General features: G+C 69.2%; 23 protein-coding genes. 10 read left to right on the top strand and 13 right to left on the bottom strand.

Features of this window, described 5'->3' with window-relative positions; all coding sequences use genetic code 11:
• Position 1: 1 nt before the first annotated feature.
• Genes AC1RSK_RS05470 through AC1RSK_RS05455 form a run of 4 tightly spaced genes read right to left on the bottom strand, consistent with a single transcriptional unit; the run spans position 2 to position 3,108 of the window.
• A complete protein-coding gene (locus tag AC1RSK_RS05470; RefSeq protein WP_492906257.1) occupies positions 2 to 889 on the bottom strand; it encodes a MotE family protein in 888 nt (295 codons plus the stop codon).
• A complete protein-coding gene (locus AC1RSK_RS05465) occupies positions 886 to 1,383 on the bottom strand; it encodes a DUF6468 domain-containing protein (RefSeq protein ID WP_492906255.1) in 498 nt (165 codons plus the stop codon). Before AC1RSK_RS05465 ends, AC1RSK_RS05470 begins: the two co-directional genes overlap by 4 nt.
• Positions 1,380 to 2,489 carry a flagellar motor switch protein FliM gene (fliM, locus tag AC1RSK_RS05460; protein ID WP_492906253.1) on the bottom strand — a complete coding sequence of 370 codons (1,110 nt, stop codon included), beginning with the start codon at positions 2,487 to 2,489 and terminating at the stop codon, positions 1,380 to 1,382. The genes AC1RSK_RS05465 and fliM overlap by 4 nt, the downstream gene beginning before the upstream one ends.
• A 25-nt stretch (positions 2,490 to 2,514) precedes the next feature.
• A complete protein-coding gene (locus AC1RSK_RS05455) occupies positions 2,515 to 3,108 on the bottom strand; it encodes a flagellar basal body-associated FliL family protein (RefSeq protein WP_492906251.1) in 594 nt (197 codons plus the stop codon).
• Between the two features lie 221 nt (positions 3,109 to 3,329).
• Between AC1RSK_RS05455 and flgF the strand changes: the two genes are divergently transcribed.
• From flgF to AC1RSK_RS05425, 6 genes are all read left to right on the top strand, one after another.
• Complete coding sequence (gene flgF, locus AC1RSK_RS05450; protein ID WP_492906249.1) at positions 3,330 to 4,064, top strand: flagellar basal-body rod protein FlgF; 735 nt, start codon at positions 3,330 to 3,332, stop codon at positions 4,062 to 4,064.
• A gap of 12 nt (positions 4,065 to 4,076) precedes the next feature.
• Complete coding sequence (flgG, locus tag AC1RSK_RS05445; protein ID WP_492906247.1) at positions 4,077 to 4,865, top strand: flagellar basal-body rod protein FlgG; 789 nt, start codon at positions 4,077 to 4,079, stop codon at positions 4,863 to 4,865.
• A gap of 1 nt (position 4,866) precedes the next feature.
• Positions 4,867 to 5,610 carry a flagellar basal body P-ring formation chaperone FlgA gene (gene flgA / locus AC1RSK_RS05440; RefSeq protein WP_492906246.1) on the top strand — a complete coding sequence of 248 codons (744 nt, stop codon included), beginning with the start codon at positions 4,867 to 4,869 and terminating at the stop codon, positions 5,608 to 5,610.
• Positions 5,611 to 5,625: 15 nt separating this feature from the next.
• Entirely contained in the window at positions 5,626 to 6,366 is a 741-nt protein-coding gene (gene flgH / locus AC1RSK_RS05435) for a flagellar basal body L-ring protein FlgH (RefSeq protein ID WP_492906244.1), read from the top strand.
• A 146-nt stretch (positions 6,367 to 6,512) separates the two neighbouring features.
• Positions 6,513 to 6,983 (top strand): hypothetical protein, encoded by a 471-nt coding sequence (locus AC1RSK_RS05430; RefSeq protein WP_492906242.1) that lies wholly within the window; start codon positions 6,513 to 6,515, stop codon positions 6,981 to 6,983.
• 44 nt (positions 6,984 to 7,027) lie between these two features.
• A complete protein-coding gene (locus AC1RSK_RS05425; RefSeq protein ID WP_492906240.1) occupies positions 7,028 to 7,516 on the top strand; it encodes a hypothetical protein in 489 nt (162 codons plus the stop codon).
• Positions 7,517 to 7,519: 3 nt separating this feature from the next.
• Here the strand turns inward: AC1RSK_RS05425 and AC1RSK_RS05420 are convergent, their stop codons facing one another.
• The 7 genes from AC1RSK_RS05420 to AC1RSK_RS05390 all read right to left on the bottom strand — a co-directional run bounded on the left by AC1RSK_RS05420 (position 7,520) and on the right by AC1RSK_RS05390 (position 14,412).
• Positions 7,520 to 8,509 (bottom strand): SPFH domain-containing protein, encoded by a 990-nt coding sequence (locus AC1RSK_RS05420; RefSeq protein ID WP_492906238.1) that lies wholly within the window; start codon positions 8,507 to 8,509, stop codon positions 7,520 to 7,522.
• Positions 8,510 to 8,860: 351 nt separating this feature from the next.
• Complete coding sequence (locus AC1RSK_RS05415) at positions 8,861 to 9,211, bottom strand: hypothetical protein (RefSeq protein ID WP_492906236.1); 351 nt, start codon at positions 9,209 to 9,211, stop codon at positions 8,861 to 8,863.
• An 11-nt stretch (positions 9,212 to 9,222) separates the two neighbouring features.
• Positions 9,223 to 11,136, bottom strand: a complete 1,914-nt coding sequence (dxs, locus tag AC1RSK_RS05410) for a 1-deoxy-D-xylulose-5-phosphate synthase (RefSeq protein WP_492906234.1) — start codon at positions 11,134 to 11,136, stop codon at positions 9,223 to 9,225.
• Between the two features lie 355 nt (positions 11,137 to 11,491).
• A complete protein-coding gene (locus tag AC1RSK_RS05405; RefSeq protein ID WP_492906470.1) occupies positions 11,492 to 12,373 on the bottom strand; it encodes a polyprenyl synthetase family protein in 882 nt (293 codons plus the stop codon).
• A 5-nt stretch (positions 12,374 to 12,378) separates the two neighbouring features.
• Positions 12,379 to 12,621, bottom strand: coding sequence for an exodeoxyribonuclease VII small subunit (locus AC1RSK_RS05400; RefSeq protein WP_492906232.1), 243 nt, complete (start codon positions 12,619 to 12,621; stop codon positions 12,379 to 12,381).
• 188 nt (positions 12,622 to 12,809) lie between these two features.
• Positions 12,810 to 13,430 (bottom strand): histidine phosphatase family protein, encoded by a 621-nt coding sequence (locus AC1RSK_RS05395; RefSeq protein ID WP_492906230.1) that lies wholly within the window; start codon positions 13,428 to 13,430, stop codon positions 12,810 to 12,812.
• A 61-nt stretch (positions 13,431 to 13,491) separates the two neighbouring features.
• On the bottom strand, positions 13,492 to 14,412 hold the full coding sequence (locus AC1RSK_RS05390) for a histone deacetylase family protein (protein WP_492906228.1): 921 nt from the start codon (positions 14,410 to 14,412) through the stop codon (positions 13,492 to 13,494).
• A gap of 129 nt (positions 14,413 to 14,541) precedes the next feature.
• Between AC1RSK_RS05390 and AC1RSK_RS05385 the strand changes: the two genes are divergently transcribed.
• From AC1RSK_RS05385 to AC1RSK_RS05370, 4 genes are read left to right on the top strand one after another with little or no spacing between them, the layout of a single operon-like run.
• Positions 14,542 to 15,057, top strand: coding sequence for a GNAT family N-acetyltransferase (locus AC1RSK_RS05385; RefSeq protein WP_492906226.1), 516 nt, complete (start codon positions 14,542 to 14,544; stop codon positions 15,055 to 15,057).
• A gap of 39 nt (positions 15,058 to 15,096) precedes the next feature.
• Complete coding sequence (gene crtY / locus AC1RSK_RS05380) at positions 15,097 to 16,269, top strand: lycopene beta-cyclase CrtY (protein ID WP_492906225.1); 1,173 nt, start codon at positions 15,097 to 15,099, stop codon at positions 16,267 to 16,269.
• A complete protein-coding gene (locus AC1RSK_RS05375) occupies positions 16,266 to 17,747 on the top strand; it encodes a phytoene desaturase (RefSeq protein ID WP_492906223.1) in 1,482 nt (493 codons plus the stop codon). Before crtY ends, AC1RSK_RS05375 begins: the two co-directional genes overlap by 4 nt.
• Positions 17,744 to 18,679 carry a phytoene/squalene synthase family protein gene (locus AC1RSK_RS05370; RefSeq protein ID WP_492906222.1) on the top strand — a complete coding sequence of 312 codons (936 nt, stop codon included), beginning with the start codon at positions 17,744 to 17,746 and terminating at the stop codon, positions 18,677 to 18,679. The genes AC1RSK_RS05375 and AC1RSK_RS05370 overlap by 4 nt, the downstream gene beginning before the upstream one ends.
• Here the strand turns inward: AC1RSK_RS05370 and AC1RSK_RS05365 are convergent, their stop codons facing one another.
• Both AC1RSK_RS05365 and AC1RSK_RS05360 read right to left on the bottom strand, forming a co-directional pair.
• Positions 18,680 to 19,198 carry a hypothetical protein gene (locus AC1RSK_RS05365; protein WP_492906220.1) on the bottom strand — a complete coding sequence of 173 codons (519 nt, stop codon included), beginning with the start codon at positions 19,196 to 19,198 and terminating at the stop codon, positions 18,680 to 18,682.
• Entirely contained in the window at positions 19,199 to 19,930 is a 732-nt protein-coding gene (locus AC1RSK_RS05360) for an N-acetylmuramoyl-L-alanine amidase (protein WP_492906218.1), read from the bottom strand.
• Positions 19,931 to 19,936 lie beyond the last annotated feature (6 nt).

Raw genomic sequence — 19,936 nt, 5'->3', positions numbered from 1 at the left:
CTCAGCCAGCCTTTTCGGGCGGCTTCACCGCCGGCGCGGCGGCGGCCGGAGCCGGCGTCGGCGTGGCGGCCTTGGCGGCGGGCGGGGTCAGGGCGGCCTGGGCCGCCGGCCTGGCCTTGGGCCTCGTCGGCGCTTTGGCCGGGGTCTTGGCGGGCGCCGGGGCGGTCTTGGCGTCCGGGGCCGGCGGGGCGGCGGCCTGCTCTTGCGGCTCTGGGGCCAGGGCCTGCTTGCCGGCCAGGATGGCGGCGTTCTGGGTGTAGCGCCTGGCCAGCGGCTCGGTCACCTTCTTGGCCTCGATCGGCGGCATCTGGGCCAGGATGGCGGCCAGGGTGCGTTCCTTCATCTTGGCGGCGATCGGCAGGCGGACGCTGTCGTCCAGCACCCGGAACTGCGCCGCGGCGTCCTTGGCCTTCATGGCCGAGAAGACGGCGACCAGCCGGTTGACCTCCTGCTCCTGCTGGGCGTCGGCCTGGTTCAGCAGGGCCTTGATGTCGCTGCGCAGGGCGTCGAGCGATTTGAACTTGGCGTCCAGCTTGGTCTCTGCGGCGGTCAGCAGCTGCAGCTGGGTGTCGAAGCCCTGTTCCCGCGCGTCCAGCTGACCGCGGCGGCTGCCCAGGTCCTGCAGCATGCTCAGTTCGGACGGCGACAGGCCGGCCTCCTTGGCCAGTTCAGCGGCGGTCGGGGCGCAGACGGCGGCCGGCTTGGCGGCGGCGGCGATCCTGGCCGCGTCGCTCTTCTCGGCCGGGGCCTTGCCTTCCGTGCCCTCGGCCCAGGCCTTCGCGCCGGTCAGCATCTTGGGCAGGGTGTCGGCGCCGGCCACGAAGTTGATGGCCAGAACCCCGGCGACGGCGACGCCGGCCAGGGGAAGAATGCGGGGAATGCGGCTCACAGGCGGCCTCCGGGAATGGCGCGCAGGCGGCCCGAAGGGGCTTCGGGCTCGAACAGGTCGTCGTCGATACGGGCGCGGGAACGAGGGGTGGTCTGGGGCTCGAAGCGGGCCGGGCCGGGCCGCTCACGGGCGGGCGGCGCCCGGTCCAGCCAGTCGTCGTCGCGGGCCGGGCTGGCCATGACGCCGGGGTTGCGGCGCGGACGCGCGGCGGCCAGCTGCTCGGCCAGCGGCCGCTCCAGCTGGGCGACCAGCTCCTGGGCCGTGGCGATGCGAAGGTTGAGGTTTTCCTCGGCCTCGTTGCTGGCGGCGCGCAGGGCGACCAGCCCGGCCTGGGCGCGCATGGCGGCGGCGTCGAGATCGGCGACCGCCTTGGCGAAGTCGTCATGACCGCTGCGCAGGGCCTTCAGCCGGCGTTCCAGCCGCCAGCCCATGCCGAGCGCGGCGACCAGCAGCAGGCCCAGCAGGATATTCATGGAAAGCGCGACGATGCTCATCTCAGCCTCTTCTGGACCGCCTGCTTGGCGGCGGGATCGAGCGGCGCCTCGCAGCGCACGGCGATGTGGTGGTTGCGGCGGCCCATGCGGCCGCGCGTCAGGGGGATCGAGCCGGCCCGCAGCTCGACCAGGCTGTCGGCCGTGGCGTTGAGCATCAGGGTGTCGCCGACCTTGAGGTTCAGCACTTTCGAAAGCGGCGTCTGCTGCTCGTCGAGCACGGCCCGGACCTCCATCTGGGTGGTCCACAGCTCGGTGGCCAGGTGGCTTTCCCAGATGTTGTCGCGGCCGAACTTCTCACCCATGAACTGCTGCAGCAGCATCTTCCGGATGGGTTCGAGGGTGGCGTAGGGCAGCAAGAGCTCGATGCGGCCGCCGCGGTCTTCCATGTCGATGCGCAGCTTGACCAGGATGGCGGCGTTGGCCGGCCGGGCGATGGCGGCGAAGCGCGGGTTGGTCTCCAGCCGGTCCAACACGAAATTGACCGGGGTCAGCGGCTCGAAGGCGGCCTTGGCGTCGGCCAGCACCACCTCGACCATGCGTTGCACCAGCACCCGCTCGATGGTGGTGTAGGGCCGGCCCTCGATGCGCATGGCGGCGGTGCCGCGGCGACCGCCGAGCAGCACGTCGACGATCGAGTAGATCAGGTTGGAATCGACCGTCAGCAGGCCGTAGTTGTCCAGCTCCTCGGCGCGGAACACCGACAGGATGGCCGGCAGCGGGATGGAGTTGAGGTAGTCGCCGAAGCGGATCGAGCTGATGTTGTCGAGGCTGACCTCGACGTTGTCGCTGGTGAAGTTGCGCAAGGACGTCGTCATCAACCGCACCAGGCGGTCGAAGACGATCTCCAGCATCGGCAGGCGCTCGTAGGAGACCAGCGCCGAGTTGATGATCGCCCGGATGCCGGTCCGCTCGCCGGCCTCGTCATCGCTGAGGTCGAAGCCCAGCAGGCTGTCGATTTCGTCCTGGTTGAGGATCCGCTCGGAGCCGATCAGGCCGTCGACTTCGGGCTCGCTCGGATCCCAGTCGCCGCCGGCCGCCGGCGCGCTGTCGCCGTTGGTGGCGGCCCACTGGGCCAGTGCGTCTTGATCGTCGGTTTCGTCAGCCATGGGGTATGCTCAACAGCCGCAAGGGCTACTGGACCAGCATCTCCTCGATCAGCACGGCATTGACCTTGTTCGGGGCCACCAGCAGGTTGACCCGGCGCAGGATCTCCATGCGCAGCTGGTAGCTGCCCTGGCTGCCCGACAGGTCCTCGGGGCGCAGTTCGCGCAGGAAGGTCTGGAACATGTCGTTCATGCGCGGCATGTCCGGGGTCAGTTCGTCGGCCATCTCATGATTGGGCAGCTCGAGGGTCAGCTTGAGCTTCAGGTGGGTCGGGCGGCCGTCGCTGGTCTGCAGGTCCACCAGGATGTCGGGCAGGGTGTAGAAGACCACGCCGTCGGGGCCGTCCTTGACGACCGGGGCGCCGGGCTCGGGCTTGCCGCCGTGGTCGCCTTCCTTCTTCTTTTTCGCCTTCTTGGGCGCCTCGCCATGGGCGTCGGCCGGCTTGGGCTTGAGGAACATGAAATAGGCGCCGGCCCCGCCGCCGCCGAGCACGGCAAGCGCCGCCACGCCGGCGATGATGAGCACCAGCAGCTTCGGCTTCTTCTTGGCCGGGGCTTCGCCCTCGACCTCGTCGTCTCCCTCCAGGGGAGCCTCCGATTGCTTGGCCTTGTCCTTGGACACCGTGTCTCGAGCTCACATTTGCACCGCGCGTGAGTCCTTACTGGGCCCAGTTGGTTAAGGATGGGTTTGTAAACCCCCGCAAGGCGCCCGGCAGATTTCGCCGAGAACGCCGCGTTAACCTTCTTATTTGCTGTTTTTATTGGCTTTTCCGACTTGGCCCGGACCTTGCAGGTTGACGGCCAGAGGCGACGCTCGGTCGCGGCTGTTAACGGGAGAGCCAATTGGACAACACGCTGTACATCAGCCTGTCGCGCCAGATGACCCTGCGCCGCGAGATGGACATCATCGCCAACAACATCGCCAACGCCGACACCACCGGCTTCAAGGTCGAGAACCTGATGGTCCGCACCGAGCCGGCGGCCCCGGCCCGCATGGCCGACGGTCCCAACCCGGTGAAGTTCGTGCTGGACGACGGCGTCGCCCGCGATTTCACGCAGGGCTCGATGCAGGCCACGGGCGGAGCCTTCGACCTGGCCATCGAGGGCAAGGGCTTCTTCAAGGTCGAGACCGCCGCCGGCGAGCGCTTCACCCGCGACGGCCGCTTCACCCTGTCGCCGGAAGGCAAGCTGACCACCCAGGACGGCGACGCCGTGCAGGGCGAGAGCGGCGACATCATCGTCGATCCGGCCAAGGGCCATGTGGCCATCGCCAAGGACGGCACGGTCAGCCAGGGCGAGGAGAAGATCGGCAAGGTCGGCGTCTTCCTGTTCGACGACCGCTCGGTCCTGGACAAGGACCGCGGCAACCTCCTGAAGAACACCTCGAACGCCCAGCCCACCCAGGACACCGCCAGCCGCGTCCACCAGGGCATGCTGGAGGGCAGCAACGTCAATCCGATCCTGCAGATCACCCGGATGATCGAGGTCAGCCGCGCCTACGAGAGCGTGGTCAAGACCATGGAAAACACCGCCGACCTGTCCCGCCGCGCCGTCGAGCGGCTCGGGCGGGTCGCTTAGGAGTAACCGAGTATGCAAGCCCTCCGCACCGCCGCGACCGGCATGTCGGCCCAGCAGCTGAACGTCGAGGTCATCTCGAACAACATCGCCAACATGAACACCGTTGGCTTCAAACGTCAGCGGGCCGAGTTCCAGGACCTGCTCTACCAGACCCTCGAGCGGGCCGGGACGCAGTCGTCCGACCAGGGCACAGTGGTGCCGACCGGCATCCAGATCGGGGCCGGGGTCAAGGCCGGCAGCACCTACCGCATCACCTCGCAGGGGTCGCTGACCAAGACCGAGAACCGCTACGACGTCGCCATCGAGGGCCGCGGCTACCTGCAGGTTCTGATGCCGTCGGGCGAGACCGCCTACACCCGGGCCGGCAACCTGTCGGTGAACGACCAGGGCCAGCTGGTCACCGAGGACGGCTACCTGATCCAGCCGGCCATCACCATTCCGCAGGACGCCGTCGACGTCTCCATCTCCAAGACCGGCCAGGTGCAGGTCATCAACCAGGGCACCCCGACCCCCGAAGTCGCCGGCCAGATCGAGTTGGCGAGCTTCATCAACGAGGGCGGCCTGGAAGCCATCGGCGACAACCTGTTCATGCAGTCGGGCGCCTCGGGCGAGCCGGTCACCGGCAACCCCGGCTCCACCGGTTTCGGCCAGCTGCTGCAGGGCTATACCGAGGCCTCCAACGTCGACGCGGTCAGCGAGATCACCGCCCTGATCGTCGCCCAGCGGGCCTATGAGATGAACTCCAAGGTCATCACCACGGCCGACGAGATGCTGCAGGCCGCCAACCAGGTGAAGTCGTAGCATGCGCGCCCTGGCTCTAGCGGCGGTTGCCGCCCTGACGGTCGCCGCCCCGGCCTTCGCCGGCCCGGTGATGCTGCGGGCCGACGTTTCGGACGCCGACGGCCGGGTGACCATGGGCGACCTGTTCGAGGGCGCCGGCGCCGCCGCCGGCATCCTGATCGCCAACCGGGCCGGGCCCAGCGTCGTGCTCGACGCCCAGGCCGTGCAGGTCATGGCCCGTCGCGCCGGCCTGCAGTGGGACAACCCGCAGGGCTTTCGCCGCATCGTCGTGCGCGGCGGTTCGGCCAACGCAGCGGCCGGTCCCGTCGCCGCTCGCGCCAACGTCGATGTCCTGACCTACGCCCGCTCCTTAAGCGTCGGCGAGATCGTCCAGCCGCAGGACCTCGTCTGGGGCAAGGCCGCCGGCGCGCCCGCCGACGCCCCCCGCGACGCCGACCAGATCATCGGCCTGGCCGCCAAACGCCCCCTGCGCGAAGGCGCCCTGGTCAGCAACCGCGACGTCTCCGCCCCGCAGGTCATCAAGGCCGGGGAGAACGTCCAGGTCACCTGGTCCGACGGCTTCGTCACCCTGACCATGCAGGGCAAGGCCATGAAGGCCGCCGCCACGGGCGAGACCTTCACCCTCCAGAATCCGACCTCGAAGAAGATCATCGAGGCGATCGCCACCGGCCCCGGCGAAGCCGCCGCCGGTCCGCAGGCTCAGGCGCTCAAAAGCGCCGCCGCCAACCCGTACGCCGTTCGTTAGAGGTCAGAGACACCCATGCGTAACACCCTGCTCGCCATCGCCGCCCTCGTTCCCCTGGCCGCCTGCGCCTCGACGATCAACGACACCAAGGACGCCATCCTCGGGCCGCAGCTGGCCCCGGTCGGCTATCCGGCCCAGCTGGCCCCCTCGACCCAGACCTTCGTCGATGTCCGCCAGGAGCCGCCGCAGGCGGCCTCGGCCAACAGCCTGTGGCGCACCGGCGCCCGGGCCTTCTTCAACGACCAGCGGGCCGGCCGCATCGGCGACATCCTGACCGTCAACATCGACATCGACGACAGCGCCCAGACCCAGAACACCACCAGCGCCACCCGCACCAGCGGCATGAAGGCGGGCCTGCCCCACTTCTTCGGGCTGGAAGGCAGCCTCGGCCAGCTGTTCCCGGGCGGCTTCGACCCGGCCAACGCCATCGAGACCAACGTCAACACCGGCTCGACCGGGGCCGGGGCCGTGGCCCGGGCTGAGAAGATCAACCTGACCATCGCCGCCGTGGTCACCGGCATCCTGCCCAACGGCAACCTGGTCATCCAGGGCGTCCAGGAGGTGAAGACCAACAACGAGGTCCGTCGCCTGACCATCTCCGGCATTGTCCGGCCGGCCGACATCAGCGCCGCCAACACCATCAAGCACGACCAGATCGCCGAAGCCCGCATCAGCTACGGCGGCCGCGGCGACCAGAGCCGGGTCCAGAAGACCCCGGCCGGCCAGGCCCTGATCGAGACTTTCACACCGTTCTGACGGCCCTAGGCGGGCCAAAACGGGGGGAACGACGGTATTTTTGTCACGGCGGGAGCCAACCCGCCGGGCGCCGGGCAATTTCTGCCGCCTGGGTGAACCGATCGCGCCTCCCTTGCGTTGAGGGATTGAAGGGAGGCGCTAAAGTCATGAACCGCACAGTCGCCATCGCCGCCCTGACCGCCTCGGTCCTGCTGCTCGGCAGCTGCATGCACGCGCAGGATTCCCTGTCGCAGGGGATGGCCTGGTCGTTCCACGAGACCCCGGAAGAGGGCTCGAAGCTGGCTTACGGCGCGCCCAACTCCGACAACGTCGCCCTGATGATGACCTGCCAGCCGGCCTCCGGCGACATCCGGGTCTCGACCTCCGCGACCCAGGCCTCCCCCGCCATCGTGCTGATGTCCGGCAAGTCCGAAACCGCCCTGCCCGCCACCGCCACGCCCAGCATGGGCGAGGGCCATTTCCTCGAAGCCGGCGCCAAGGCCAACGACCCGGTCATGGCCAGCTTCGCCCGCACCGGCGACATCACCCTGGTGCAGGGCAAGGACCGCATGAAGCTCACCGCCACCGGCGGCGACCGCCCGCAGATCAGCAAGTTCTTCGCCACCTGCGCGGCCTAGGGCCAGCCCCTTGCGGCCCGGATATTCGTGCTAGAATTCGGTCCATGAAAGCCGCAATTCCGCTCCTCGCCGCCCTCCTTCTGGCCACGCCCGCCGCCGCCCAGGACGAGCGCCGATGGACCTTCACCGAGAGCGAGGAGGGCGTCCACCTGCAGTACGGAACGCCTGACACCGACGACGTCCTGGCGACCTTCATCTGTCAGAAGGGGACGGATCAGGCCGAACTCTACCTGACCTTCGAGCATCGCCTCGCCACCGAAAGCCCGACGCCCGAAGGCGACTGGCTGGACGCCCAGGGCCGCAAAGCCCCATGGCCGGTCGACCTCATCCTCTCGGGAACCCCGGTACAGGCCGAAGCTTCCGCCGACGAGATGAACGGCGGCAGCAGCGTCTCCTGGTTCGGCGACACCGCCGGCCTGCAGGGCGTGGCCGCTTCCGGCCAACTGCGGGCCGAAGCCTTCGGCGAAACCATCGCCCCGCCGCCCTTCCCGAAGGCCGACTTCCGACGCTTCCTTCAGGGCTGCAAGGGCTAGGCTCTACTGCCCCCCTTGCGGCACCAGTCCCCAGGCTCCCTGCCCCAGGATGCAGGTCGAGGCCTTGGGCGGGCACAGGCCCTGGGAGCGTTCGGCGTAGATCTGCTCGATGATCTCTGGATTGGCCCGCAGCGCCTCGCCGCGCAGGCGGGTCGATTCGGCGATGCCGCGGGCCGTCTCGATGGCGGCCTCGGCGTTGGCGCGGGCCTCGGCGGCCTTCTGCTGGGCGGCCAGGGTGCGTTGTTCGGTCTGGGTGCGGGCCTCGACTGCGGCGGTGACGCTGGCCGGGTAGCGGATGGTGCCGACCCATTCCATCTGGCTGATCTCGACGCCCTCGGCCGCCCATTTGTTGCGCACCCGCTGGAAGGCCTTCTGGATGACCATCTGGCGGCCGGCGCCCATCAGCGAGCCGGTGCAGGGCGGCTGGTTGGCGGCCGGGGTCGGTGAGACGCCCGAACCGCTGGCCACCGGGTTGAGGTTACAGGACACCGGCACCTGCTCGGTCTCCTTGGCGATCGCCGAGCGCACGTCGTTGCGGATCTGGCCGTCCAGCAGGTCGTCGAACGGCTGGCGCCAGCGGGCGTAGAGGTCGGCGGCCCGGTCGTCGCGCACCCGGATGGTCAGGTTGACGTCGGCGGTCATCGGCAGGCCGGTCTGATCGGCGAAGGCGATCTCCTCGTTCTCCTTGCCGTCGGTGTTGGGCTCGCGGGTGTAGCTGTAGGTTCGCTGGCGGGTCGGGTAGACGATGATGTCCTCGCCCAGACCCTTCCAGTGCCAGCCGGGGCGCAGCTCGGTCAGCTGGACGCCCGGATTCTCCCCGAACTTGGTGGTCTTGATGCCGGCCTCGCCGCTCTCGACCGTGGTACTGCAGGCGGTCACCGTGCAGCCGGCCCCGACCAGCAGCAGGACCAGCGCCCCGACCGTGGCGACGATGCGGCCAATGCCGGCCCCGGCCCTGCCGATCTTCGACAGCCTGGAATCGTTCATGCTCATGGAAGTCCCCTCGGAAAGCCTGGGCGGCAGGCTGACCGGTCGCGGCGCCCAGGGCAAGGCTGGGCCTATCGAAGCGGCCAACCATTATACCGCGCGTCTCGGCGGAAAGGATGCCGACAGGCTCCCGGCCGTTGAAAACATTGACGGAACGGTGCCCGCCCTGTTGGCCAAGGCGCGTCCCAGGTAGCCTGGCGCGTGGGTCGACAGGGTGGTCGACTGTTGCCGGATGTGGGTCCGATTGTCGTCGACGGACCTACATCCGCAAGTTCGCCATTGTCGCGGATGCGCGGGCGTCGATCGGGCTCAAAATGAATATGTCTAGACATATTCATCGAGCCTGACGGCTACTTCTCAGTCCTTGCCGGCCTCGCGGGCCTTGAAGTCCAGCATGGCGTCGCGCACCCATTTGCAGGCGCCCGGGCGGCCGACGAGGGTCGATTCCTCGACCAGGCCTTGGAGATCGGTCTGCACCAGCACGTCGCAGCGGGTCTTGTTCCAGACGAACATCATCTTCCGGCCGACCGTTTCCTTGCGGTCGGGCAGGCCGAGCGTGCGGTAGACCACCGCCACGTCCTTGCCCTTCATGGCGTCCAGCCCCTCGCGGATCGGCTCATAGACCCGGTTGCGGTTCATCACGCAGCCGCTCATCGCCAGGCCGATGGCCAGAACCGCCACCCCCCGCATCACGCCGGACGTCATCACGCTAATCCCCCTCAGGCCCGGCGACCGGCCGTGGCCACATTGTCCAGGCCAAGGGCGCTCAGGGCGCCGCCGGCGATGCCGGCCGCGTCGAGACCCGCCTGGGCGTACATCAGATCGGGCTTGTCCTGGTCCTGGAAGACGTCGGGCAGGGTCAGGGTGCGCACCTTCAGACCCCGGTCCAGCGCCCCATGCGCCGCCAGCGCCTGCAGGACGAAGGCCCCGAAACCGCCCATGGCGCCTTCCTCAATGGTGACCAGCGCCTCATGCTCGCGGGCCAGCCGCAGCATCAGGTCGACGTCGAGCGGCTTGGCGAAGCGGGCGTCGACGACGGTGGCCGACAGGCCGCGCGCCGCCAGCAGGTCGGCCGCCTTCAGCGTCTCGGCCAGCCGCGTGCCGAACGAGACCAGCGCCACGGCCGTGCCCTCGCGCACCACCCGGCCCTTGCCGATTTCCAGCGGTTCGTTGACGGCCGGCATCTCCAGGCCCCAGCCCTCGCCGCGCGGATAGCGGAAGGCGCTGGGCCGGTCGTCGATGGCCGCCGCCGTGGCGACCATGCGGGCCAGCTCAATCTCGTCGGCCGCCGCCATCAGCACCATGCCGGGCAAGGAGCCCATGAAGCCGACGTCGAAGCTGCCGGCGTGGGTGGGCCCATCGGCGCCGACCAGGCCGGCGCGGTCCATGGCGAAGCGCACGGGCAGCCGCTGGATGGCGACATCATGCACCACCTGGTCGTAACCACGCTGCAGGAAGGTCGAATAGATGGCCGCGAACGGCTTCATGCCGTCGGCGGCCAGGCCTGCGGCGAAGGTCACCGCATGCTGCTCGGCGATGCCGACGTCGAAACAGCGCTTGGGGAAGGCCTTCTGGAACAGGTCCAGGCCCGTGCCCGACGGCATGGCGGCGGTCACCGCCATGATGCGGTCGTCCTTCTCAGCCTCCTTGACCAGGGCCTGGGCGAACACCTTGGTGTACTGCGGCGGCCCGCCGGCGGCCTTGGCCTGCTCGCCGGTGATGACGTTGAACTTGACCACGCCATGGTATTTGTCGTCGGCGCTCTCGGCCGGGGCATAGCCCTTGCCCTTCTGCGTGACGATGTGGACCAGCACCGGCCGGTTCATCTCCTTGACGTTCTGCAGGACGGGCACCAGGGCATCGAGGTCATGGCCGTCGATCGGCCCGACGTACTGGAAGCCCAGCTCCTCGAAGAAGGTGCCGCCGGTGACCATGCCGCGGGCGTATTCCTCGGCCTTGCGGGCTGCTTCCTGCAGGCTCTTGGGGAACACCCGGCTCATCGACTTGCCGAGGTTGCGCAGCTGCTGATAGCCGCCCGACGACACCACCCGCGCCAGATAGGCGCTCATGCCGCCGACCGGCGGGGCGATGGACATGTCGTTGTCGTTCAGCACGACGATGATCTGGCCGGTGGTCTCGGCGGCGTTGTTCATCGCCTCATAGGCCATGCCGGCGCTCATCGAGCCGTCGCCGATCACCGCGATGACCTTGTTGTTGTCGCCCTTGGCGTCGCGCGCCGCGCAGAAGCCGAGCGCCGCCGAGATGGAGGTGGCGGCATGGGCGGCGCCGAAGGCGTCGTATTCGCTCTCGGCCCGCTTGGTGAAGCCCGACAGCCCGCCGCCCTGGCGCAGGGTGCGCATGCGGTCGCGGCGGCCGGTGAGGATCTTGTGCGGATAGGCCTGGTGGCCGACGTCCCAGATGACGATGTCCCTGGGCGTTTCGAACACATGGTGCAGGGCCACGGTCAGCTCGACCACCCCCAGCCCGGCGCCCAGGTGCCCGCCGGTGACGGAGACCGAGTCGATGGTCTCGGCGCGGACTTCCTCGGCCAGCTGTTTCAGTTGCGGCAGGGTGAAGGAACGGGTGTCCGCCGGCGAAGCGACGGTATCGAGCAACGGGGTCACAGGGGGCATCTAATGCGCAGTCCATGCCGGCGCGGTCTTTCGCGCGCCCTTGAACAGGCAAACTAGCGCTCGCAGCGTGCGGTGCAAACCAAACCCGGTCAGAATCCGGAGAATTCGCCGTGCAGAGACTTCAAGGACAGCAGGTTTCCGCTCTCCGCCCTTGGGGCGGAGTGGCTTTGGCGAGCGCTGCAAGCGAGCCAAACCGAGGCGGGACTTCCACCGGCGGCGCTGAGGTGCGACCGCTGCCGCTAGCGGGTCAGAATACAGCGCGAACGTACTTGTCGCCGGCGCTGCCCCGCCTCCTGGTCCGTCGCTCACGCTCCGAACCGTCCTCCGCCCCCTCTCGGGGGCGGAGAGCGAACGCCTAGTTCCGCCGCCCAAGCACGAAATCCACCGATTCCCGCAGCACCGAGGCCCGTTCGCCGAACCCATCCAGATGCGCCCGCGTCTGGGCGGCCAGCAGTTCGACCCGCTCCTTGGCGGCGTCGAGGCCCAGCAGCGTGACGTAGTTGGCCTTGCCCTTGGCGGCGTCCTTGCCGCCGGCCGCCTTGCCGAGCTTTTCCGGGTCGCCCTCGGCGTCGAGCACGTCGTCGACGATCTGGTAGGCCAGCCCCAGGTCCTGGGCGAAGGCCATCAGGGCGTGGCGCTCGCCGTCCTGGGCGTGGGCCATGATCAGCGGGATCTCGAAGGCGTAGGCGATCAGGGCGCCGGTCTTCAGCCGCTGCATGCGGGCCACGCCGCCGAGGTCCTCGCGCACCCCGAGGATGTCGATCATCTGGCCGCCGGCCATGCCCTGGGCGCCGGAGGCGATGGCCAGCTTGCGGACCAGCTCGGCCCGGACGGCGCCGTCGGGATGGGTGTCGGGATGGGCCATGATCTCGAAGGCCGCGCTCTGCAGCGCGTCGCCGACCAGCACGGCGGTGGCCTCGTCGTATTCGATGTGGACCGTCGGCCGGCCACGCCGCATGTCGTCGTCGTCCATGCAGGGCAGGTCGTCATGCACCAGGCTGTAGGCGTGGATGCACTCCAGCGCGCAGGCGGCCCGCAGCACCGGCCGCTCCGCAAGGTCGAACATCTTGCCGGTTTCCAGCGCGAAGAAGGGCCGCAGCCGCTTGCCTGGGCCGAGCGCCGCATAGCGCATGGCCTCGGTCAGCCGGCCTTCCGGGCCATCGGCGCGCGGCAAGAGCGCGTCCAGCGCCACGGTGACGAGATCGGCCGCCTCGGCGATCCGGCGGTCGAGGCTCATGGTCATCAACCGAACTCGGCCGGTTCGACGCCGGTCGGCGCGCCTTGCGCCAGCACCACCTTCTCGACGCGCAGGCGGGCGGCCTCGAGTTTCTTCTCGCAGTGGGCCTTCAGGAGCGCCCCGCGCTCATAGACGCTGATCGACTCCTCCAGCGGCGCCTGGCCCGACTCGAGCGTCTGGACGATGCGCTCCAGTTCCTTGAGGGCATCCTCGAAGGACAGGGCGTCGATGTCGGCGGTGTCAGTCATTTCGTCATCCACGGGAAAGCCGGCACCGTAGAGAGCCCGGCGGAACCCGGCAACGACGGAAGATGGTCAATTTGCGTTGAAGGGCGGGCGCTGTTCCTCGGTAGAGGGGACACGTTGAATTGCCGCGCAATGCCGGAGCCCGTTTCGACGCCGGCGCATGCGGCAATTCAACGTGTCCCCGTTTCTTGCTAGCCCCGAACGAACTTCCGCGCGCACCAGTAGCGGAAGCCCTGGTCTTCCACGCATTGCCAACCCTGCCGCCGTAGCGCCGAGCCGACCCGCTGGTTGAAGTAGCCGTGGGCAACGATCAGCACGTCCTGGCCCTGGTCGGCCATGGCCCCGACCATGCGGGCGGCCTCGGCGGCGCGTTGCTCGGCCTGGCGGTGGGTCTCGACCTCGTCGTGCTTGTCCGACAGCACCCAGTTGAGCCGCGCCAGGAAGCCCCAGATCTTCGGCGACAGCCGCAGCCAGGCCGGCCATTTGGGCGGCGGCAGCGGGGCCTCGACGAACAGCGGGTCCTGGGCGAAGGCCTTGCCGCCGCAGATGGCGTGGGTGGTCTCGATGGACCGGGGACGGATCGAGGCGATGATCACATCGGCGCCCTGGGCGACGATCTTCAGCCCCTCGGGCGGCGTCTGGCCGGGCTTGATTCCCTTGACCTCATAGCCGGCCCACCAGGTGCGATACTCGTCGGCGTTGAGCCGCACCCGGCGCGACTGGGCCGGCTCGCCATGCCGCACGAGCGTCACCGAGCCGCCTTTGCGAACGGCGGTGGCGGGCGCGATATCGACGGTCAAAGCGTCTGCCATACCTTACGAAGGCCGGGCCCTTTGGGTCGGTTCCCACGTGACGCGGCCCCCCGGCGCACCGTCACGCGTCCTGCAACGCCTGCACATGCGCCAGGGCCGAACGCCCCAACGCCTCTAGGTCGTAGCCGCCCTCGAGGGAGGAGACAACCCGCCCGCGGGAGCGTCCGTTCGCCACGGCGACCACCGCCCGGGTGGCCCAGGCGTAGTCTTCGGCCTCCAGAAGCTGCTGCGCCAGCGGATCGCGGGCATGGGCGTCGAAGCCGGCCGAGATGATCACAAGATCGGGGGCGAAGGCGTCGACCCGCTCCATCAGCCGCTCGAAGGTCGCCCGCCACTGCTCGCGCGGGGCCATCGGGGCGACCGTGCCGTTGACGATGTTGCCCACCCCGGTCTCGGAGGGATCGCCGGTGCCGGGATACAGCGGCGACTGGTGGATGGAGGCGAAGAACAGGCTGGGGTCGGTCTCGAACACGGCCTGGGTGCCGTTGCCGTGGTGGACATCGAAATCGACCACCGCCACGCGCTTGAGGCCCGCTCCTTGAGCCGCCCGCGCCGCGATGGCGACGTTGGAGAAGACGCAGAAGCCCATCGCCGTCTCCGGTTCGGCATGGTGCCCCGGCGGCCGCACGGCGCAGAAGGCCCGCTGCGTCTCGCCCCGCGCCACGGCCCGCACCGCCTCGATGGGCGCGCCGGCGGCGCGTCGGGCGGCGACGATGCTGCCCGACGACAGGAAGGTGTCCTCGTCCAGGCGCACGAGACCCTCTCGCGGCGCCGCGGCCAGCATGGCGTCGACGTAGCGTTTCGGATGCACGAGCAGCAGGTCGTCAACGGAGACCAGCGGCGCCTCATGCCGCGCCAGGTCCAGCCCCGCGTGGTCGTCCAACGCATCGACCACCGCCGTCAGCCGCTCGGAGCGCTCGGCGTGGCCGGCGCCGGGATGGTGGTCGAGCATGTCGGGATGGGTGTAGCAGGCGAGGCTCATGGCCGTTCCCCCGCCCCGCCGCCTTCATTCGGTGAGCTTATGACAGGCCGCGAATTTCCGGCGTGGCCGAGGGGCCGTCGATCAAGGTAGTCAGCGAGGCTCATTCCGGAATCATAACCCAGCAAGTCGATGTCAGCACCCACCATCCGCCGCGCCACCCTCGATGACGCCGACGCCCTGTCGCGCATCGGGGCCCAGACCTTCACCGAGACCTTTGGCCATCTCTATCCGGTCGAGGACCTGGCGGCCTTCCTCGTCTACGCCTACGGCATCGAGCGCACCCGCGCCGACCTGGCCGACCCGGCCAAGGCCAGCTGGCTGGTCGAGCGGGACGGCAAGGTCATCGGCTATGCCTCGGCCGGTCCCGCCGGCCTGCCGCACGACGCGCTCAAGCCGACCGACGGCGAGCTCTACCGGCTCTATGTGCTGGCCGCCCACCAGGGCGGCGGCCTGGGCCGCCGGCTGCTCGACACCGTCCTGGCCTGGCTGGAAGCGGACGGCCCCCGCCCCCTTTGGATCGGCGTCTGGTCGCAGAATCATGGCGCCCAGCGGCTCTACGGCCGCCTCGGCTTCGAGCGAGTTGGCGACTACATCTTCCCGGTCGGCCAGACCAGGGACGAGGAATTCATCCTGCGGCGCGGCTGATCCCTGTTTCGCCCGCCGGGGCGTGCTAGATCACCCGCCATGGGGCGCGCCTTCGACCATGACGTGATCATCGCCGGCGGCGGTCTGGCCGGCGGCCTGATCGCCCTGCGCCTGCGCGCCTTCCGCCCCAGCCTCGACATCCTGCTGCTGGAGGGCGGGCCGGTGCTCGGCGGGGTCCACACCTGGTCCTGCTTCGAGAGCGACCTGACGCCGGAGATTCGCGACTGGCTGGAGCCGATGATCAGCCACCGCTGGGCCGGCTATCAGGTCCGTTTCCCGGGCTACGAGCGGCGCCTGACCACCCCCTACCTCTCCATCGCCTCCAGCCGCTTCGCTGACCACGTCGCCCGCGAACTCGGCGCCTCAGTGCGTCTGAACGCCCCGGTCGCCGACCTCGAAGCCAACATCGTCATGATGGCGGACGGCACAACCCTGACCGCGCCGCTGGTCATCGACGCCCGTGGCCCCCGCTCCGGCCCTCTGGTGCTCGGCTGGCAGAAGTTCCTCGGCCAGGAGGTCGAGCTGGCCACGCCGCATGGCCTGGATGGCCCGATCGTCATGGACGCCACGGTCGACCAGCTGGACGGCTATCGCTTCCTCTACACCCTGCCCCTGTCGCCCACCCGGCTGCTGATCGAGGACACCCGCTACAGCGACGGCGAGGCGCTCGACAAGGATACCCTGCGCGCCGACATCGCCGCCTATGCCGACCAGCAGGGTTGGCCGATCGCCTCGCTGGTCCGCGAGGAGGACGGCATCCTGCCCATCGCCCTGGGCGGCGACATCGCCGCCTGGTGGGAGCGCTCGGGCACCGCCGCCAGCGTCGGCCTGCGCGCCGCCCTGTTCCATCCGGTCACCGGCTACAGCCTGCCCGACGCCGCCCGCCTGGCCGACGAGATCGCCGTCCTGCCCCGGCTCGACACCGCCACCGTCCGCGCTGCCGTGCGCCAGCGCTCGATGACCGCCTGGCAGGAGCGCGGCTTCTATCGCCTGCTCAATCGCATGCTGTTCCGCGCCTGCGCGCCGGAGCGCCGCTACCATGTGCTCAGCCGCTTCTACCGCCTGCGCCAGCCGCTCATCGAGCGCTTCTACGCCGCCCGCGCCGGCCTGGCCGACAAGGCCCGCATCCTCACCGGCAAGCCGCCGGTGCCCATCGGCGCCGCCCTCAAGGTGATGGCCGAATCCTCAGTGCTTGGAGACCTCCCCCGATGACCCAGAAACGCGTCGCGGTCATCGGATCGGGCTTCGGCGGCTTGGCTCTCGCCGTCCGCCTGCAGTCGGCAGGCCATGCCGTCACCCTCTACGAGGGGCGCGACAAGCCGGGCGGCCGCGCCTACGTCTGGAAGGAAGCGGGCCACACCTTCGACGCCGGCCCCACCGTCGTCACCGACCCGGCCTGCCTGGAGGAGCTGTTCGCCCTGTCGGGCCGCAAGCTCGCCGACTACGCCGAGCTGATCAGCGTCGACCCCTTCTACCGGCTGTGCTGGGAGGACGGCGATACCTTCGACTACGTCAACGACCAAGCCGAACTGGATCGTCAGATTGCGGCGAGAAATCCCGCTGATGTCGAGGGTTACAAGCGTTTCCTCAAGTACAGCGAAGAGCTGTTCCAGGAGGGCTATGTCAAGCTCGGCCACGTTCCCTTCCTCGACTTCAAGAGCATGATCGTCGCCGCCCCGCAGCTGATGAAGCTGCAGGCCTGGCGCAGCGTCTACGCCAAGGTCTGCGGGTTCGTGGCTGACGAGCACCTGCGCCAGGCCCTGTCCTTCCACACCCTGCTGGTCGGCGGCAGCCCCTTCGCCACCTCCTCGATCTACGCCCTGATCCATGCCCTGGAGCGGCGCGGCGGCGTCTGGTTCCCGCGCGGCGGGACCAATGCCCTGATCAGCGCCCTGGCGAAGTTGTTCGAAGACCTCGGCGGGCAGCTTCGCCTGTCGACCCCGGTCCGCCAGATCACCACCGACAATGGCCGCACCACCGGCGTCGTCACCGACGCCGGGCCCGAGACCTTCGACGCCGTCGCCTCCAACGCCGACATCGTCCACACCTACGACAAGCTGCTGAAGGACGACCCGCGCGGTCGCCAGGCCGCCGCGGCCTTGAAGCGCAAGCGCTTCAGCCCCAGCCTGTTCGTCGTCCACTTTGGGCTCAAGACGCCCCAGCCGCAGCTCAGCCACCACACCATCTGCTTCGGCCACCGCTACAAGGGCCTGATCGACGAGATCTACGGAAAAGACAGCCTGGCCAAGGACTTCTCCCTCTACCTTCATTCCCCCTGCGCCACCGACCCCGGCATGGCTCCGGCCGGCGGCAGCACCCACTACGCCCTCTCGCCGGTGCCGCACCTGGGCACCGCCGGCATCGACTGGGCGACCCAGGGCCAAGCCTACGCCGACAGCATCCTGGACTACCTGGAGGCCCGCTACATCCCGAACCTGCGCCGCGACCTCACCGTCCAGCGGATCTTCACTCCGGCCGACTTCAAGGGCGAACTGAACGCCCACCTGGGCTCGGCCTTCAGCCTCGAGCCGATCCTCACCCAGAGCGCCTTCTTCCGCACCCACAACCGCGACGACCGTATCCCCAACCTCTATTTCGTCGGCGCGGGGACCCACCCCGGGGCCGGCATCCCCGGCGTCGTCGGCTCGGCCAAGGCCACCGCCGGGCTGATGATCGAGGACCTGGCATGAGCGACCTGGAGGCGACCAGCCGCGAAGCCATCCAGCAGGGCAGCCAGAGCTTCGCCGCCGCCGCCGCCCTGTTCGACCCGGCCACCCGCGCCGACGCCGAGATGCTCTACGCTTGGTGCCGCCACTGCGACGACGTCATCGACGGCCAGACCCTGGGCCACGATCGCGTTGCCGTGACGCCGCAGCAGATCCGCGCAACCCTCGAAGATCTCTACGCAAAGACCCGTTCGTCGCTGGCCGGCGAGCCGCAGTCCGACCCCGCCTTCGCGGCCTTCCAGCAGGTCGCCCTGCGCCGCGGCATCCCCGAGGCCTGGGCCATCGAACTGATCGATGGCTTCGCCATGGACGTCTCGGAGGTCCAGTACGCCAGCTTCGAGGACACCCTGAAATACTGCTGGCACGTGGCCGGCGCGGTCGGGGTGATGATGGCCCTGGTCATGGGCGTGAAGCCGGACGACCTCGTCACCCTGCGCCGGGCCCAGGACCTGGGCCTCGCCTTCCAGCTGACCAATATCGCCCGCGACATCGTCGAGGACGCCCAGAACGGCCGCGTCTACCTGCCCGACGTCTGGCTCCAGGAGGCCGACGTCCCCAAGGCCGAACTGGCCGACCCGAAGCACCGCCAGGCCGTCGCCAACCTCGCCTACAGCCTGATCGAAGCGGCCGAGCCCTACTACGAAAGCGCCCGCTGGGGCCTGCGCGCCCTGCCCTTCCGCTCGGCCTGGGCGGTGGCGGCGGCGAACCGCGTCTACCGCGAGATCGGTGTCAGGGTTGTCGCGCGTGGCCCAGCCGCCTGGGACAGCCGGACATCCACGGGCAAGGCCACGAAAGTCCTCCTCGCGCTCCAGGGGGGATTGATGGCCCTGCGCGGCAAGACCCTCGACCGCTGGCGCGAACCGCCGGTCAGGCCACCGCTGTGGTCGCGGATCTGATTACGCGTCTTCCCAGATCGGCGGCGCGCGGCCACCCGCGTCGAGACCTGGATCGATTTCAAGAAGCCGCGCCTTGTCCAGGACGGTGGCCTTCGCTTCGCTCTCCGCCGAAATCCTGATCAGGGCGGCCAGACCGGACGCTGAACACCAGGTTGGTCGTTCAAAGAAGTCGAAGGCCTCAAAGAAGTAGGTTCGCGTGTCAACCGGCGCGCCCACGTACCGGCCATGGGTGTTGCCGCATCCATCCGACAAGACCGGGCACACGCGGCTCGACCGGAGTTCGGCCTCGTAGATTTCGAAATGGCCCCCTCGAATACCGGGGACGATGACATCAAGGTCACCGATCCTGGAAAGGCCTGACAGATACAGCGCCGTAAGGTCGGCGGAGGGAGGGGTCGAATAGCTATACTCGAATAGGGAGATGACCCGTCTCGGGTCGCGTTTCTCGAACTCAAGAGCCACGCGACCTCGGGCCCACTCGATCGCCTGGGCTACAGCTGCTTGATCCTCGGCAGCCATCTACTGCGCCGCCGCTGCCCGGATCACCGCCATCAGCCGGGCCCGCGTCAGGCCGTCGGCCACCCCGTCGAACCGGCTCTGAACCCAGTGGCGCTGGAAGGCCATGACCACCTCGCGGGTGTTCTGGTCGAACTTGCCCGAGGGCGCGCAGTCGTAGCCCAGCCGGGTCAGGCCCGCCTGCAGCGCGAACACCCCGACCCCTTCGGCGCCCTCCGCCAGGGGATCGCCCGGGGCCGGATCGGCTTCGGCCCACAGGCCATGGCCGGCCTCGGCGAGGCGCTTCCAGGGGAAGAGCTCACCCGGGTCTTGCTTGCGGGCGGGGGCCAAGTCGGAGTGGCCGATGATGCGGTTGTCCTGCACCTGCCAGCGGCCGCGGATCTCGGTGGTCAGGGCGATCACCGCGGCGATCTGCGCCTCGGGGAAGGGGCGATAGCCGAACTCATGGCCGGGATTGACGATCTCGATGCCGACCGAGACGGCGTTGCAGTTGGTCTCGCCCCGCCAGCTGCCGCGCCCGGCGTGCCAGGCCCGCCGTTCCTCGGCGACCAGGGAGAAGACGCGGCCGTCCTCCTCCACCAGGTAATGGCTGGAGACCCGGGCCTCCGGATCGCGCAGCCGGGCCAGCGCTTCCTCGCCGGTCTTCATGCCGGTGTAGTGCATGACGATCATGTCCGGCGGCGCGGTGCGGGCGTCGAAGTTCGGCGACGGCGCGGGGATAACTTCCAAGCTCATTTGGCA

It is taken from the genome of Caulobacter sp. GW821-FHT11A05 (assembly GCF_058809015.1).
Note: the sequence above shows the minus strand (reverse complement) of the source record. Positions and strands in the feature narration are given on the sequence as shown.

Bases quoted from the DNA above. Each gene is read 5' to 3' on its own strand.
- AC1RSK_RS05465 (WP_492906255.1), bottom strand. From the start codon at position 1,383: ATGAGCATCGTCGCGCTTTCCATGAATATCCTGCTGGGCCTGCTGCTG.
- fliM (WP_492906253.1), bottom strand. From the start codon at position 2,489: ATGGCTGACGAAACCGACGATCAAGACGCACTGGCCCAGTGGGCCGCC.
- flgG (WP_492906247.1), top strand. From the start codon at position 4,077: ATGCAAGCCCTCCGCACCGCCGCGACCGGCATGTCGGCCCAGCAGCTG.
- flgA (WP_492906246.1), top strand. From the start codon at position 4,867: ATGCGCGCCCTGGCTCTAGCGGCGGTTGCCGCCCTGACGGTCGCCGCC.
- flgH (WP_492906244.1), top strand. From the start codon at position 5,626: ATGCGTAACACCCTGCTCGCCATCGCCGCCCTCGTTCCCCTGGCCGCC.
- AC1RSK_RS05430 (WP_492906242.1), top strand. From the start codon at position 6,513: ATGAACCGCACAGTCGCCATCGCCGCCCTGACCGCCTCGGTCCTGCTG.
- AC1RSK_RS05425 (WP_492906240.1), top strand. From the start codon at position 7,028: ATGAAAGCCGCAATTCCGCTCCTCGCCGCCCTCCTTCTGGCCACGCCC.
- AC1RSK_RS05420 (WP_492906238.1), bottom strand. From the start codon at position 8,509: ATGAGCATGAACGATTCCAGGCTGTCGAAGATCGGCAGGGCCGGGGCC.
- dxs (WP_492906234.1), bottom strand. From the start codon at position 11,136: ATGCCCCCTGTGACCCCGTTGCTCGATACCGTCGCTTCGCCGGCGGAC.
- AC1RSK_RS05405 (WP_492906470.1), bottom strand. From the start codon at position 12,373: ATGAGCCTCGACCGCCGGATCGCCGAGGCGGCCGATCTCGTCACCGTG.
- AC1RSK_RS05400 (WP_492906232.1), bottom strand. From the start codon at position 12,621: ATGACTGACACCGCCGACATCGACGCCCTGTCCTTCGAGGATGCCCTC.
- AC1RSK_RS05395 (WP_492906230.1), bottom strand. From the start codon at position 13,430: ATGGCAGACGCTTTGACCGTCGATATCGCGCCCGCCACCGCCGTTCGC.
- AC1RSK_RS05390 (WP_492906228.1), bottom strand. From the start codon at position 14,412: ATGAGCCTCGCCTGCTACACCCATCCCGACATGCTCGACCACCATCCC.
- AC1RSK_RS05385 (WP_492906226.1), top strand. From the start codon at position 14,542: ATGTCAGCACCCACCATCCGCCGCGCCACCCTCGATGACGCCGACGCC.
- crtY (WP_492906225.1), top strand. From the start codon at position 15,097: ATGGGGCGCGCCTTCGACCATGACGTGATCATCGCCGGCGGCGGTCTG.
- AC1RSK_RS05375 (WP_492906223.1), top strand. From the start codon at position 16,266: ATGACCCAGAAACGCGTCGCGGTCATCGGATCGGGCTTCGGCGGCTTG.
- AC1RSK_RS05370 (WP_492906222.1), top strand. From the start codon at position 17,744: ATGAGCGACCTGGAGGCGACCAGCCGCGAAGCCATCCAGCAGGGCAGC.
- AC1RSK_RS05365 (WP_492906220.1), bottom strand. From the start codon at position 19,198: ATGGCTGCCGAGGATCAAGCAGCTGTAGCCCAGGCGATCGAGTGGGCC.
- AC1RSK_RS05360 (WP_492906218.1), bottom strand. From the start codon at position 19,930: ATGAGCTTGGAAGTTATCCCCGCGCCGTCGCCGAACTTCGACGCCCGC.